At 44.1% G+C, this 12,969-nt stretch carries 14 protein-coding genes; 5 read left to right on the top strand and 9 right to left on the bottom strand.

What is annotated here, in order from left to right; translation table 11 throughout:
- Positions 1-17: 17 nt before the first annotated feature.
- Complete coding sequence (gene rfaH / locus MSG36_RS04485) at positions 18-524, bottom strand: transcription/translation regulatory transformer protein RfaH (protein WP_065675884.1); 507 nt, start codon at positions 522-524, stop codon at positions 18-20.
- A 501-nt stretch (positions 525-1,025) separates the two neighbouring features.
- Here rfaH and MSG36_RS04490 point away from each other — a divergent pair.
- Complete coding sequence (locus MSG36_RS04490) at positions 1,026-2,420, top strand: peptide MFS transporter (protein ID WP_065675883.1); 1,395 nt, start codon at positions 1,026-1,028, stop codon at positions 2,418-2,420.
- 105 nt (positions 2,421-2,525) lie between these two features.
- Here the strand turns inward: MSG36_RS04490 and hemH are convergent, their stop codons facing one another.
- From hemH to htpG, 3 genes are all read right to left on the bottom strand, one after another.
- The gene (gene hemH, locus MSG36_RS04495; RefSeq protein ID WP_248366511.1) at positions 2,526-3,488 is read right to left on the bottom strand and encodes a ferrochelatase; all 963 of its coding nucleotides are present in this window, start codon (positions 3,486-3,488) and stop codon (positions 2,526-2,528) included.
- Between the two features lie 279 nt (positions 3,489-3,767).
- A complete protein-coding gene (gene adk / locus MSG36_RS04500) occupies positions 3,768-4,412 on the bottom strand; it encodes an adenylate kinase (protein WP_048660860.1) in 645 nt (214 codons plus the stop codon).
- Between the two features lie 388 nt (positions 4,413-4,800).
- Entirely contained in the window at positions 4,801-6,705 is a 1,905-nt protein-coding gene (gene htpG / locus MSG36_RS04505; RefSeq protein WP_248366513.1) for a molecular chaperone HtpG, read from the bottom strand.
- A gap of 270 nt (positions 6,706-6,975) precedes the next feature.
- Here htpG and MSG36_RS04510 point away from each other — a divergent pair, with 270 nt between their 5' ends.
- The 3 genes from MSG36_RS04510 to MSG36_RS04520 all read left to right on the top strand — a co-directional run bounded on the left by MSG36_RS04510 (position 6,976) and on the right by MSG36_RS04520 (position 8,859).
- Positions 6,976-7,887 carry a transcriptional regulator gene (locus tag MSG36_RS04510; RefSeq protein WP_048617831.1) on the top strand — a complete coding sequence of 304 codons (912 nt, stop codon included), beginning with the start codon at positions 6,976-6,978 and terminating at the stop codon, positions 7,885-7,887.
- 1 nt (position 7,888) lies between these two features.
- Positions 7,889-8,404, top strand: coding sequence for a regulatory protein ToxS (locus MSG36_RS04515; protein WP_017066005.1), 516 nt, complete (start codon positions 7,889-7,891; stop codon positions 8,402-8,404).
- Positions 8,405-8,538: 134 nt separating this feature from the next.
- On the top strand, positions 8,539-8,859 hold the full coding sequence (locus MSG36_RS04520; protein ID WP_050651628.1) for a SelT/SelW/SelH family protein: 321 nt from the start codon (positions 8,539-8,541) through the stop codon (positions 8,857-8,859).
- A gap of 24 nt (positions 8,860-8,883) precedes the next feature.
- On the opposite strand, the gene yfcE is transcribed toward MSG36_RS04520, so the two are convergent.
- Genes yfcE through MSG36_RS04545 form a run of 5 tightly spaced genes read right to left on the bottom strand, consistent with a single transcriptional unit; the run spans position 8,884 to position 11,746 of the window.
- Positions 8,884-9,429: a phosphodiesterase gene (gene yfcE, locus MSG36_RS04525; RefSeq protein ID WP_017068995.1), complete on the bottom strand. Its 546-nt coding sequence runs from the start codon at positions 9,427-9,429 to the stop codon at positions 8,884-8,886.
- Positions 9,430-9,476: 47 nt separating this feature from the next.
- Positions 9,477-9,884, bottom strand: coding sequence for a CBS domain-containing protein (locus tag MSG36_RS04530; protein ID WP_248366515.1), 408 nt, complete (start codon positions 9,882-9,884; stop codon positions 9,477-9,479).
- On the bottom strand, positions 9,881-10,231 hold the full coding sequence (locus MSG36_RS04535) for a P-II family nitrogen regulator (protein ID WP_017062207.1): 351 nt from the start codon (positions 10,229-10,231) through the stop codon (positions 9,881-9,883). The genes MSG36_RS04530 and MSG36_RS04535 overlap by 4 nt, the downstream gene beginning before the upstream one ends.
- A complete protein-coding gene (locus MSG36_RS04540) occupies positions 10,221-11,015 on the bottom strand; it encodes a DUF1538 domain-containing protein (RefSeq protein ID WP_052878934.1) in 795 nt (264 codons plus the stop codon). Before MSG36_RS04540 ends, MSG36_RS04535 begins: the two co-directional genes overlap by 11 nt.
- Complete coding sequence (locus MSG36_RS04545) at positions 11,012-11,746, bottom strand: DUF1538 domain-containing protein (protein ID WP_019820230.1); 735 nt, start codon at positions 11,744-11,746, stop codon at positions 11,012-11,014. Before MSG36_RS04545 ends, MSG36_RS04540 begins: the two co-directional genes overlap by 4 nt.
- 289 nt (positions 11,747-12,035) lie before the next feature.
- Between MSG36_RS04545 and MSG36_RS04550 the strand changes: the two genes are divergently transcribed.
- Entirely contained in the window at positions 12,036-12,950 is a 915-nt protein-coding gene (locus MSG36_RS04550) for a TIGR01777 family oxidoreductase (protein ID WP_048606498.1), read from the top strand.
- Positions 12,951-12,969: the final 19 nt, after the last annotated feature.

Below are 12,969 nucleotides of genomic sequence, written 5' to 3' on the forward strand. Positions count from 1 at the left end.
TATTTTTATTACTGCAGTTATGCGCGAGCTTGTAGTGCTTTGTTCTCAATACTGATTGGAACGACTTGGCTGATCATTTTCACCAGCATAATCGATCGAGCCTCACCGTCTTTCTGATCGAAAATAGCTTCAACCCCAGCAAATTGGCCACTCTGAATCTTAACTACCTGTCCAGATTCAAACTCAACACAACAATCTTCCACTTCGTTACTGCAGCACTTCTCAAACTCTTTAAGTTCAAACACCAAGTCTCCTTGGACCTCGTGCGGCAGTGAACCGAACTTAATAAAGTCCACAACGCCACGTGTTGAACGAACGGTCGTGAAGCTAGGACCTTGCTCATAATCGAAGCGAACAAAGATGTAAGACGGAAACAGCGGTTCTTTGACCTGCTTTTCTTTCCCTCTCACCACCTTTTTGACTTCTATTTGAGGGTAAAAGCACTCTACCCCCTGATTCTCTAAGTGCTGCTGAGCGCGTTTTTGATCACCACGCTTACAGTAAAGCAAATACCAACGTTTCATTTAACTAGCCATTTTATATTTTTAGATATTTTACCACATGCCTAAAACGGTTAAATCACCATTAATAAAATGAATCGTTGCTAACGAAAAATAATGCGTAGCAGACCAATTTATCAACAAAAAGTTATAGGTGTCGGAGTGGTTAAGCATTGTACAGAGATCATTTAGAGATCAAAAGACTCATTGTTGTAAGCATATGTATGTCCCACACAATAAGTATAGCATCCTATTTAATATCAAAACAATTCACCAAAGTAATGTGTCTAAAGATTTTCATTCGACACAGATTTAATAAAGGTTATTAACCAACCAGCTCAAATCTGGAAAATTAGTTTGCAGCACATCTAAAATGGGCAACATTAAAAGCAAATCTCTTTAATATCAACATCTTACACAAACCAAGTTGTCGTGACCATAAAATACGTCTATTGCAGACTTTTATCCCACTGTGTATACATGAATGACTATAAAATCTTTTAATACCTAAAATTAGTAAAACTTATGCCAAGCAACCACAACATCTTTGGCCACCCTAGAGGCCTATTTCTACTTTTTAGCACAGAGCTATGGGAACGTTTCTCGTACTATGCGATGCGTGCCATCCTTGTCTTATTTTTGACTGACACTACCCTCAACGGTGGACTGGGTTGGTCAACGAAAGACGCACTCGATCTCTACGGTATTTACACCGGCTTAGTCTACATCACACCATTAATTGGTGGCTGGATTGCCGATAACTACCTGGGTCAGCGTAAATCAATTCTGATTGGCGGTGTATTAATGGCACTTGGCCAATTTACACTGGCTCTACCTAACGGCTTCATCGGTTTAGACCAAGTGAACGCGCTGTACCTTGGTTTAGCACTGCTAATCAGTGGTAACGGTATGTTTAAACCGAACATCTCAACCATGGTTGGCGACCTGTACCAAGAAGGCGATAACCGCCGCGACGGTGCTTTCACCATTTTCTACATGGGCATCAACTTAGGTGCACTTCTTGGTGGCTTAATTTCAGGCGCTGCTGTCGACTCATTTGGTTGGAAAGCAGGTTTCCTAGCCGCTGGTATTGGTATGGTTATTAGCTTGATCATGCAAGTGACAATGGCTCAGTCTTGGTTAGGCAACATCGGTTCTGTGCCTGCTGCTGCTCGAGCGAAAGCACTGAACAAATCTAAAGAAAAAGCGCCACTGACCAAAGAAGAGTTCGACAGACTAAAAGTGATTCTTATCATGGGTCTGTTCGTGATTGTATTCTGGGCGGGCTTTGAACAAGCTGGCGGCCTAATGAACATCTACACTCAACAATATACTGACCGTATGATTGGTGGCTTTGAAGTTCCTGCTGCGTGGTTCCAATCTTTGAACCCATTCTTCATCATTACACTTGCTCCAATCATTGCCGCGTTTTGGGTGAAATTGGGTAAGCGTGAACCCAACTCTCCTGTTAAGTTTGCAATGGCATTGTTCTTCTTAGCACTTGGCTTTGTATGCATGATGGGCGCGGTAATGGAACAAGGCGGCGACCTAACAGTGAAAACATCAATGCTATGGTTAGTCGGTGCTTTCTTCTTCCATACCCTTGGTGAGCTTTGTCTATCTCCTATTGGCCTGTCGTTGGTCACTAAGCTAGCTCCACTTCGTTTAGCATCACTAATGATGGGTGCTTGGTTTGGCTTCAATGCGGTTGCAAACTACGTAGCAGGCCTAGTGGGTTCTCACGTTGGTGAGCTTGGCGCGATGTCTATCTTTGGTGGTATCGCGATTACAGCAACAATTAGTGGCGTATTATTGCTTCTTTGTGCTGGTAAGCTTGTATCCTGGATGCATGGTGTAGAAACCAACATGACGCTTGAAGCAGAGCCAAAAGCTGAGACAGCAGAAACGTCTGTTGCTTAATATCTAGAGCTATTTCAAGAAGAAACTTCAAGTTCAAAAAGGGCTGCTCAATGAGCAGCCCTTTTGTTATTTATGCGATAAGACGTAATCAAGGCTCAGCAGCTGTTAGCGATATAGAGCGACTAACTCTGCCATCATATCGATGTGCGAGTCTCTGTCGTTCAAACACATAATGTAGCTAAAGTCCGAACCACCAGCGTCAATGAAAGTCTCTTTACACTGGTCTGAAATCTCTTCCAACGTTTCCAAACAGTCAACCGAAAATGCAGGTGCCATGATGTCGATCTTCTTGATACCTTTGCTTGGCAGTGATTCAAGTGTCTCGTCAGTGTATGGCTTCAACCACTCTTCTCGACCAAATCGCGATTGGTAGGTCATGGTGATGTCTTCTTCAGATAAACCTAGCTCTGATGCAAGCAGTTTTGTCGTTGCTTCACAGTGCTGTGGGTAGATATCGCCTTCATCAGCTAAGCGCTTCGGAATGCCGTGGAACGAACAAACCAAGTGATCGGCTCTGCCATTTTGATCCCAATGACTGCGAACGCTTTCAGCCAGTGCTTTGGCATAGCTCGGATGTGAGTAGTAATCACGAATAAAGCGATAGCTTGGAATTACAGGCATCTGCTTAAAAGCTTTGGTTAAGCCATCAGAAACAGCCGCTGTCGTTGTGCCTGAGTACTGAGGGTACAAAGGCAGTACAATGATATCTTCTACGCCCTGGTCCATCAGTTTCTCGACGCCCATCTTAAGGCTTGGGTTACCATAGGTCATTCCCAACGCAACCGGCATATCTAATTTTTTCTCTAGCTTTTCCGCTTGTCTCTGCGAGTAAACGAGCAAAGGTGAGCCATCATCCATCCAAACCGACTGATATAGCTTCGCGACCTTAGGCGAACGAATAGGAAGAATCACCCCATGCAGAATCGGACACCAAAGCCAACGAGTTAGGTTCACTACTCGTTTGTCGTGCAAGAACTCACTCAAAAATCGACGAACGCCAGCTGGGGTCGCAGAATCTGGCGTACCTAAGTTCACCAATAAAACGCCCTGCTTTTTATTATTTTCCATAGATACCTGAGACCAATATTTGATTTTCTGGAAAGTAATATACTAATCTGCATAAGTTTAAGATCATTGCTTCCCACTAAATGTCTGAATAATCATTCTTTAAATGGGATATCGCAACATCTACACTCGATTGTGAGCCACCTTCATCAAAAACGGTTTCATCTTGAATGGTGTGTAATCGAATTATCTAGATTGGTATCGTACTAAAAATTGAAACAAAAAAAGCGACCCTTAAGGTCGCTTCCAATATATCAAATTCTAAAACTGGCTGTTAGCCAATTATGCTAGTGCTTTCTCAAGTTCTGCACTAACTTCAGCAACTTGCTTAGTACCGTCAAACTTAAGGTACTGAGTGTTGCCTGCTTCAGCTTCTTTACCGTAGTAAGAGATCAGCGGAGCTGTTTGATCGTGGTATACGCCTAGACGTGCACGAACGGTTTCTTCTTTGTCGTCATCACGTACAACTAGCTCTTCGCCAGTTACGTCATCTTTACCTTCTTCTTTAGGCGGGTTGTACACAGTGTGGTATGTACGGCCTGAAGGAAGGTGAGCACGACGACCAGCCATACGCTCAACAATCACATCGTCAGCTACGTCGAATTCAACAACGTAATCAACAGCGATGCCCATTTCTTTTAGGCCATCAGCTTGTGGGATTGTGCGTGGGAAACCGTCTAGTAGGAAACCTTTCTCACAGTCATCTTGAGCGATACGCTCTTTGATAAGACCAAGGATAATTTCATCAGAAACTAGCTGACCAGCGTCGATTACTGATTTTGCTTGCTTACCAAGCTCAGTACCCGCTTTGATAGCAGCACGTAGCATGTCACCAGTTGAAATTTGAGGGATACCAAATTTGTTCATGATGAAGTTAGCTTGAGTACCTTTACCCGCGCCAGGAGCACCTAGAAGAATGATGCGCATGTTTAATCCTCTTATAAAATTATGATTTATACCGAAGCTCACTATCCCACCTTCCTCGTTCATATTTAAGATAAACAGGAAAAGTTAGGTAACAGCTGAGGTTAAGCAAAACTGTAAACAGAAGCAAAACGGTAAGTTTCGGTATAACGTTTAAAAATCATACAACTGGAAGGAATTAGTTCCTAGCTCCAGCTGATTAGGTCGAGCATTCTATCACATTAATATTCAATTAGGCTGAATTTACGACTAAAGAATGTATCGACAACATTTGTTGTGACGATAACGGTGACGTTGACCACGTTTAATAGATTTTCAGCGACGTTCATAAAAAAAGCCCGCATTTGCGAGCTTTTTATTACAATTTTTGGCTTAACCTAAAGTCGAAAGACTAACGCTTTGTCAGTAGCTCGTTGATTGCACCCAAGAATTGTGACGGATCTTCCATTGAGCCCTTTTCAGCCAGCATCGCTTGTCCAAGTAGCAACTCAACCCAGCGACCAAACGCTTGCTCGTCTGCTTCATCGGCCATCTGTTTAACCAGAGCGTGCTCAGGGTTGATCTCAAAGATGTACTTCACTTCAGGTGCAGCTTGACCCGCAGCTTCAAGAAGCTTAGCCATTTGCGTACCCATTTCAAAGTCGTCAGTTACAACAACAGCCGGTGTTGTTGCTAACTTGAATGTCGTGCGAACTTCTTTAACACGACCACCTAGGTAAGATTGAGTACGCTCAACAACAGATTTGAACTCTTCTTCTGTCTCTTTCTGCTTCTCTTTCTCTTCTTCACCTTCAAACTTGCTTAGGTCTAAGCCCGCTTTAGTGATCGATTGGAACTGTTTACCGTCGAAGTCAGTCAGGTAATTCATCACGTATTCATCAATACGATCGTACATTAGAACCACTTCAATACCTTTAGCTTTGAACTGCTCCAAGTGTGGGCTGTTCTTAGCGGCAGCGTAGCTATCTGCTGTTAGGTAGTAAATCTTATCTTGGCCTTCTTTCATACGCTCAACGTAAGATTCTAGGCTGATGGTTTGTTCAGCAGAATCCACTTCCGTTGACGAGAAACGAAGTAGACCAGCGATCTTCTCTTTGTTCGCTATGTCTTCAGCTGGGCCTTCTTTCAATACTAGGCCGAACTCTTTCCAAAACTCTAGGTACTTATCATTGTCATTCTTTGCCATGCGCTCAAGCATAGTCAGTACACGCTTGGTACATGCGCCACGAAGAGACTGAGTTACCTTGTTGTCTTGCAGGATTTCACGAGACACGTTCAATGGCAGATCGTTTGAGTCAATCAGACCGCGAACGAAACGCATGTAAGATGGCATAAACTGCTCTGCGTCATCCATGATGAATACACGCTGCACGTAAAGTTTCAAGCCACTCTTGTGGTCACGGTTCATCATGTCCCAAGGTGCTTTCGCTGGGATGTAAAGCAGGCTTGTGTAATCGTTCTTACCTTCAACCTTGTTGTGGCTCCAGGTTAGTGGATCAGCAAAGTCGTGAGATACGTGTTTGTAAAACTCTTGGTACTCTTCTTTCTCGATATCAGACTTGTTACGAGTCCAAAGCGCTTGCGCCTTGTTGATCTGTTCCCAATGCTTCTCTTCGGTGTCTTTACCTTCGTCATCTTTCACTGCTGTGAAGATAGAAACAGGAATGCCGATGTGGTCAGAATATTTACCAATCACTTCACGCAGACGCCACTCATTTAAGAACTCTTTACCGTCTTCACGCATATGAAGAATAATGTCAGTACCACGAGACTCTTTAGTGATGTCTTCGATTGTGTAATCGCCTTCACCTGCAGAGTGCCACTGAACGGCTTCATTGTTCGGCAGGCCAGCTGCACGTGTGCGAACCGTTACCGCGTCTGCGACGATGAATGCAGAATAGAAACCCACACCAAATTGACCAATCAGTTGAGAATCTTTGCTTTGGTCTTCAGACAGCTTTGAGAAAAAGTCGGCAGTGCCTGACTTAGCAATTGTACCTAAATGCTCAATAACGTTGTCGCGGCTCATGCCGATACCGTTATCAGAAATGGTTAACGTGTTTGCTTCCGCGTTGAATGAAAGTTTTACACCTAGATCTGCATCACCTTGGTAAAGGTCACCGTTCGATAGAGCTTGAAAACGAAGCTTATCAGCCGCGTCAGATGCGTTAGAGATCAGCTCACGTAGAAAGATTTCTTTATTTGAATACAGTGAGTGAATCATTAGATGAAGTAGTTGTTTTACTTCAGATTGAAAGCCACGAGTCTCTTTATTTTGCGTTGCCGTTTCGCTCATTTTTACTCCAAAACATCTATACTTTATGTTGAATAACCATAGGGGCGTAACACTTGATGCCACTCTTCTGTTCATTAACATGAGGATGACAAATGTAAATTCAAGGTCAAAAATCATAAAAACACTGTTTTTTTGATCTGTTTTTATTATCCTTGAGTCTGATAAATATAAAAGAACATAAAAGAAGCCATGATTTGGTGAAGAATTAACGGAACTTCACCTGAGATTTGTCTATTTCGCACCCAAAACAACCCAAAATAGAAGAATTCAATGAGCAATATCGGCACAAAGTTTATTCTCGCACAGCGGTTCGTATTCGACCCAAACAGCAATTCACTTGTTGATCAAATGAGCGACGGTGAAGTCGTACGTCTTGGTAGCAATGAAAGCCGCATTCTCCTGATGCTGTCAGAAAGACCCAATGAAGTTATCACTCGCAATGAGTTGCACGAGTATGTTTGGCGAGACCAAGGTTTTGAGGTGGATGACTCAAGCTTGACGCAAGCCGTATCGACGCTGAGAAAAATGCTCAAAGACTCGACTAAATCTCCTGAATTCGTAAAGACAGTACCTAAGCGCGGTTACCAATTTATTGCGACCGTTGAGCGCTCTGCCCCACTATCATCAAATGATCAGCCAGTAGCCGCTGAAATTGCAGAAAATGACGTAGAGCCTATCCTAACGTTTGCAACGCCTGCAGCGACTGAAGATGCGATCACTGAAACGGTTGAACCTGAGCCAATTGCAAAAGTTCAAGAGAACAAGGTAGAAGTAGAACCAGTAACAGCGCCTGTTGTGGCTCCGACTAAAAGCACCAATAAATGGCTAACATTTTGGTTGCTGCTTGCCGCTTTCATCATGCCGATTCTCGTTTTAACGTTTACCAACCCAGCAGAGTCTGAGTTCAAAACATTGGCTGAAGTCGATGGCGTAAAGGTTCAATCACCGGTTAACCACCCAGACCTCAGCAGTTGGCTGCCAGCGATAGAAAAGTGTGTATTACGTTACAACACGAATCACACTGGCATGCTAAAGCCGACTGAAGTGATTGCAACAGGTGGACAAACTAACAACCTTGCCCTCAACTACATTCATCCGCAAGATTACTCGAGCGAAAATGTAACTCTAAGAATTTACGCAAATCAGTCGGATCTAAACGACATTTGTAACGGTGGTCAGTAACATGAAATTAAAAGTATCGATTATTTTACTGGTTCTATCTGCATTCTTGAGTGGTTGGTTATATTGGGGCAGCGATGCAAAAGTAGAGCGCTTGCTCACTCAGCATGAATGGCAATCGAAAATGGTGACGCTGATTAGTGATAACAAGCAAGCTGACTCAATCGGCCCACTTCGTAGAGTTGAACTATCATCGAATGCGAAATACCTACCAAATGGTACATATTTAAGAATGTCAGTGGTTAGACTTTACGGTAATCAAACTGAGCCTGCGAATGTCATCAACATCTCTGAAACGGGTCAGTGGGATATTAACGATAACTACTTACTGGTTTCGCCAACGGAGTTTAAAGATGTGACTTCGGCTCAGCGCCAAGACTTTTCAGAAGAACAGCTAGAGCTTATCACTCAAGTCATTAAGATGGACGCAGAGCAAAGCCGCCGCATAGACATCGTTAACCCGAAGGCACTGCTACTGACTAGCTTAAATCATGGCTCTACCGTATTGTTTTCAAACTAAGATTGGACCGCTATTTACTGTTTATGAATAGCTGAATACCATGACACGGAAAACCAATAGAAAAAGGGGCATGAAGCCCCTTTTTTGTTAGCCGTTGGTATCAAATTACGGATGTAGCATTTTAAGGATTAACCATGAAGACGGAACAACCCAATCTAGCGCCAGCGAAAGAAACAACAGCAAAAGCCACAATCGCCATACACTATTGCCGTCAATGCAACTGGATGCTTCGCTCTAGTTGGTTATGCCAAGAGCTACTGCATACCTTCAGCGAAGAAGTTGAACAAGTGAGCTTACACCCAGACACCGGAGGCAGGTTCGAAATCTTTTGTAATGGTGTGCAGATTTGGGAAAGAAAAGCAGATAACGGTTTTCCAGAGGCGAAAGTTCTGAAGCAAAGAGTGCGAAACATCATTGCTCCAGACAGAGATCTCGGCCACGTAGACTCAAAATAAGCCTTTCACAGCCGATCCAATGATTTAAAGCTGACCACTCACGAGAACATCACCTTCAAGGCTAATGACTTTGAAGGTATTGTTTTCATAGATGCCATAGCTCGCCGCGTGTCCCTCTCGTGGGAATGTCACCGAGCTAGGATTAAAGATAAAGATGTCATCTTGGTATTCGGCGACAGGAATATGGGTATGACCGTGTGCAATGATATCGCCCGCCTTCAGCGCAGGGCGTTTATTGGTGTTGTACAAATGGCCATGCGTTAGGAAGATACGTTGACCTGATTCTAATAGCACCCACGAGTAATCCATCATCATTGGAAAAGACAACAGCATCTGATCCACTTCGCTATCGCAGTTACCGCGAACGGCAATGATCTCTTGAGAAAACGCATTCAACTTATCTGCAACCGCCGGCGGATTGTATCCTTCTGGAATCGGATTTCTTGGTCCATGATTCAGAATGTCACCCAATAGAACTAAATATTGCGCACCAGACGCTTGGTAGAGTTCTAATACCTTTTCTGTTGCTGGCAGCGAACCGTGTAGGTCTGAAGCAAAAAATAATTTCACACGTACTTCTCCATAAAATTTATGAGCCTATTGTACGTATCTAAATGCTACACGTCATCTCTCACCATACCGTTGATCACGATATTATTGTAACTAACCATACCGACTATCTTGTTATCATGAACTACTGGCGCACGACTGATACCAAAGCGTTCAAACAGGCGAGCGCAATACTTTACGTTCATCTCAGCAGACACGCTTAGCGCTGGCTTGGTCATGATCTCATAAACATTAGTTCGCTTCGGAGATCGGTTCTTAGCCAGTACTTTCTTGGCAATGTCATTCATCAATACGATGCCGTATTCGTCATCTTCGTGGCGCTTATCGACAATAATTGCTTTCACTTTGTGCTTCTTCGCCATCTCTATCGCTTCTAACACAGTGGTTAGCCCATCGATAATCACGTACGTATTGGCCATGACATCACCTACTCGGATTTTTTCACTGGTACTCATAACTCATCCTCCACAACCTTAGTTAATGTCTCGACTTGATGCGCTACCCCGACTGCGTCTTCGATATCGATCTGCACCGCTATACCTTGTCCTGACTCTTGGTCAAACTCACCGACCTCACCAATAGTTTCAAGAATATGCCTAGCTAAGTGTTCCTCAACCACAAACAGCAACACATCTTTTTGCACCTCTAACGTTAAGCCGAAGAAGGTGGTTTTTTGGTTTAAACCCTGCCCTCTGGCATTGTTAATCACCGTTGCTCCAGTCGCGCCCGCATCACGCGCGGCATCGAGCACAGTGTCGGTCTTGCTCTCTTCTACAAACGCTAAGATAAGTTTAAAGCGCATCTTTGCTCTCCTTAGAGGTGTGTAAACGGTTTAACCATTGTGTTATTTGGGCATAACCCATCACTGAAATGATGGGAAATAAGCTGGCAAAGGCAATCAACCCAAAGCCATCAATGACAGGGTTTCTTCCTGGTACGGTTGAAGCGAGTCCAAGCCCGAGCGCCGTCACTAAAGGGACTGTCACCGTTGATGTAGTTACGCCACCCGAATCGTAGGCCAATGGAATAATGAGTTTTGGGGCGTAAAAGGTTTGAATGACCACAACGACATAACCAAAAATGATGTAGTAATGGATCGGGTCACCCGCAACGATACGGTAGCTACCCAGTGAGATACCGATAGCAACGCCCAATGCCACGGCGATCCTCAGCCCATTGACGCTAATACTGCCACCGGAAACTTGGTTCGCCTTAATCGCCACTGCGATCAAAGAAGGCTCGGCTATCGTGGTGCTGAAACCAATACAAAACGCAAAAAGGTAAACCCAATAATAATCAAACCAAGCCAAAGCAAGACCAGAACTGATCTTAAACTCAGTCAAAAAGCTTGGTTCGGTGAGTTGCATTGCCATCGTCTCCCCCAAAGGAAACAACGCGAGCTCCAACCCCATCAAGAATAGAGATAAACCTAGGATGACGTAGAAGAAACCGATGAGCACTTTGGCTAGGTTATTGACTGGCTTTCGTAATACCGCCAACTGAAAACCGAATATGATGACCGCAATCGGGATCACATCCATCACAGTGCCGAGAAAGGTGTCGATAAATTGTTGAACACTGATCATGTCACCACCATCCCGTACACCATGACAAACATCATCGGCAGCAACGAAGCAAACGCGATCAACCCAAAACCATCTATCATCGGATTACGCCCTTTAATTGCCGAGGCTAAACCCACCCCTAATGCAGTCACTAATGGGACGGTGATCGTCGATGTCGTTACTCCACCAGAGTCATACGCAATTCCAATGATGTTTTCCGGAGCAAATGCAGTGAGCACCACCACTCCAATATATCCACCGATGATCATGTACTGGATTGGCCAGCCTTTTAAGATTCTCAGCACACCGAGTAAAATAGCGATACCGACTGACAGTGCCACAGTAAAGCGCAGGCCATCGGCATACTGCTCCATTTCATCTAACGTATTGGGGATTACACCTCCCTCAGCTGCCACTTCTGCGGCTTCGGCAGCGACTGCGGTTAACGCTGGCTCGGCTATGGTGGTACCAAAACCCAAACAAAAAGCGAAGATCAATAACCAAAACACACTCCCCTTTCTGGCAAATGCTTGAGCCATCGATTCGCCAATTGGAAACAGCCCCATTTCAAGGCCAAAGATAAAGAAGGTGAGTCCAAAAACGACGAGCACTAATCCGGTTAGAATAGATAAAAGATGAGGAAGTGGCTCTTGTAAGACAGCAAGCTGGAAGAAAGCGATTACCGCCACGATTGGCAATAGATCCCTCAGGCTACCTAACATGGATCGAAACAAAGCAAGCACCGCCGTCATCGCAATTCCTTGTCGCTGGTTATGAATTAATAATAATCATGGCAAATCCTTATCATTGCTTATGTGACAAATATTACGCAGTTGGTAACATATCCGAGTAAAGTGCATAAGTGTGATAACGGTACACATCCTGACTTGATGAATTTAATTTCACTCCTTTGTAAATTGAAAAAGGCGTAATTTGGGCATCACACGATTGAAACCTTATGATCGTTATAGTGATTTTTTCGTATTGATTGGCGACTAAAAACAAGCCATGTCTATAATTATGTTTAATAGGGAGATTGGTATGAAGATATTGTTAACAGGTGGTACTGGATTTATTGGCTCTGAATTGGTCAAGAGTTGGAACACTGACGACGTGACACTGCTGACGCGGAGTCCTGAAAATGCGAAGCAAAACCTAAATCACCTCAACCAGAACAACCTTCATTACATTCAATCCCTTGATGAGCTCAGTGATCTCAATGACTTTGATGTGGTGGTCAACCTTGCAGGTGAACCGATTGCCGATAAGCGTTGGAGTACAGAGCAAAAAGAGAGGATCTGTAACAGTCGCTGGCACATCACTGAAAAGCTGGTCGAATTAATTCATGCCAGTAGCAACCCGCCACACGCTTTTATTAGCGGTTCAGCCGTGGGTTACTATGGCGATCAACAACAGCATCCGTTTGACGAGTCGCTGCAAGTAGAAGATGAAAGCTTTCCTCATAAAGTCTGTGCCCACTGGGAAGAGATAGCCAAAAGAGCACAATCAGAAAGCACACGCGTGATACTACTACGAACAGGGGTTGTACTTGGCGAGAATGGCGGCGCACTCAAGAAGATGTTATTGCCCTATAAACTCGGCGTCGGTGGCCCACTAGGTTCAGGTGAGCAGTACATGCCATGGATTCACATTCTCGATATGGTGAGAGCCATCAACCACTTATTGTCTATCCCTCACGCTCAAGGGGAATTCAATATGTGTGCACCTCACCCTGTGACCAACAAACTGTTCAGCAGCACGTTAGCTAAACAATTAGGCCGACCGCATTTCTTATTCACGCCGAAATGGGCAATGTCGATTCTCATGGGGGAATCATCTTGTTTGCTATTTGACAGCATTCGCTCCAAGCCGAAGAAACTCACTGAGATGGGATTCATCTTTAGTTACTCAAGAATCGAGCCAGCACTAAAAAACTTGTTACAACATCAAGACTAATTCTTTACCCTAGAGCGAT

It is taken from the genome of Vibrio sp. 1CM8B, assembly GCF_023161685.1.
Lineage (GTDB): Bacteria > Pseudomonadota > Gammaproteobacteria > Enterobacterales > Vibrionaceae > Vibrio > Vibrio coralliirubri.

Bases quoted from the DNA above. Each gene is read 5' to 3' on its own strand.
- MSG36_RS04515 (WP_017066005.1), top strand. From the start codon at position 7,889: ATGAAATTAAAAGTATCGATTATTTTACTGGTTCTATCTGCATTCTTG.
- MSG36_RS04540 (WP_052878934.1), bottom strand. From the start codon at position 11,015: ATGATCAGTGTTCAACAATTTATCGACACCTTTCTCGGCACTGTGATG.
- htpG (WP_248366513.1), bottom strand. From the start codon at position 6,705: ATGAGCGAAACGGCAACGCAAAATAAAGAGACTCGTGGCTTTCAATCT.
- MSG36_RS04550 (WP_048606498.1), top strand. From the start codon at position 12,036: ATGAAGATATTGTTAACAGGTGGTACTGGATTTATTGGCTCTGAATTG.
- hemH (WP_248366511.1), bottom strand. From the start codon at position 3,488: ATGGAAAATAATAAAAAGCAGGGCGTTTTATTGGTGAACTTAGGTACG.
- adk (WP_048660860.1), bottom strand. From the start codon at position 4,412: ATGCGCATCATTCTTCTAGGTGCTCCTGGCGCGGGTAAAGGTACTCAA.
- MSG36_RS04520 (WP_050651628.1), top strand. From the start codon at position 8,539: ATGAAGACGGAACAACCCAATCTAGCGCCAGCGAAAGAAACAACAGCA.
- MSG36_RS04545 (WP_019820230.1), bottom strand. From the start codon at position 11,746: ATGACGGCGGTGCTTGCTTTGTTTCGATCCATGTTAGGTAGCCTGAGG.
- rfaH (WP_065675884.1), bottom strand. From the start codon at position 524: ATGAAACGTTGGTATTTGCTTTACTGTAAGCGTGGTGATCAAAAACGC.
- MSG36_RS04490 (WP_065675883.1), top strand. From the start codon at position 1,026: ATGCCAAGCAACCACAACATCTTTGGCCACCCTAGAGGCCTATTTCTA.
- MSG36_RS04530 (WP_248366515.1), bottom strand. From the start codon at position 9,884: ATGAGTACCAGTGAAAAAATCCGAGTAGGTGATGTCATGGCCAATACG.
- MSG36_RS04510 (WP_048617831.1), top strand. From the start codon at position 6,976: ATGAGCAATATCGGCACAAAGTTTATTCTCGCACAGCGGTTCGTATTC.
- MSG36_RS04535 (WP_017062207.1), bottom strand. From the start codon at position 10,231: ATGCGCTTTAAACTTATCTTAGCGTTTGTAGAAGAGAGCAAGACCGAC.